General features: G+C 81.9%; 1 pseudogene. It reads left to right on the top strand.

The features are described 5' to 3' along the window. Window positions 1-328: 328 nt before the first annotated feature. Window positions 329-1,172: pseudogene (locus ACWGDE_RS39100) on the top strand (hypothetical protein); the annotation flags it as partial.

Genomic DNA, 1,172 nt, shown 5'->3' with positions numbered 1-1,172 from the left:
CCTGCCGGCCCCTCCCACGGCCGGGGTTCCCCTGCAACGGCTGGAGACCGGGCCGGGGCCCGCGCAGATGCCGCTCGTGGGCCGGTGGCCCGCGGAGGGCGGCGACCAGGACGCCACCGGGAGCTCGCCACTGCCGGTCCAGCGGCTGGACTCCCCGGCCGGGTACTCGGCGCCATGGGCACCGCCCGGGTCCGAGTCCCCGGTCGGCCCTCCGGAGGCCCCCGCCGCGCCGCCGTCGAGGCGTCTTGGGCTGGGCGCCCCGCTCCCGGCACGCCCCTCCACGCCGGCCCCGCCTCAGGACCCGGCCCAGCCCGGGAACCAGCCCGCGATGCAGGCCCCGATCCAGTCACCCGACCCCGCTGCCGGCCCGGGCTCGCCGGAACCGACCGCCCGCCGCGTCGGCCTGGGTGCTCCGCTCACGTCGGCCCAGCGCATCCCGTCCGGCTCGGCCCCATCCGCTCCCGCGTACCCGCCCGCCCCGCCCGTACGCCCCGACGTACTCGCACCCCGGTCCGAGCGGCAGGCCGCCGAGGGGGCCGTACGCCCCGACGCCCTCGCGTCCCATTCCGAGTGGCAGGCCGCCACCGAGGGGGCCGTGCGCCCCGAAGCCCTCGCGCCCCAGCCGGAGTGGCAGGCCGCCACCGAGAGTGCCGTACGCCCCGACGTGCTCGCGCTCCAGGCCGAGCGGCGGGCTCCGGCCGAAGGGCCCGTACGCCCCGACGGGCCCGGGCTCCCGGCCGCGCTCCCGGCGCTGCCCCTCGTACCGCTCGCCCCGCTCCAGCGGGCCGTGGAGCCGGGCCCCGTCGCCGGGCTGATCGGGGAGCGGGGACCGCTCCTCCAGTCCGCGCCCGCGCCGTCACCCTCACCGTCCTCGTACTCCTCCGAGGCCGCGCCGGACGGGTTCCCGGAGCCGTCGGAGTCCGCCGTGGTGCCGCTGACCTGGGTGCGGGCCTCGCCCGTGCCTCCGGCCGCCGCCGTCCGGGAGGCGGCGCGCGTGCCCGGCCCGGAGGGCGCGGTGGCCGACTCCCAGGCGACGGCCACCGGCCCTGCCGCGCTCCAGCGCTCCTCGTGGCAGGCCCCGCCGGGCCCGCCCCCAGTGGTGCAGCGGGACGCGGAGGCGCCCCCGGCCCCCCGCGGGGGGCCCCCGGGCCCCCCCCCCCCCCCCCCCCCCC

The organism is Streptomyces sp. NPDC054956 (assembly GCF_053609185.1).
This window is presented reverse-complemented; position numbering and strand designations above follow the sequence as displayed.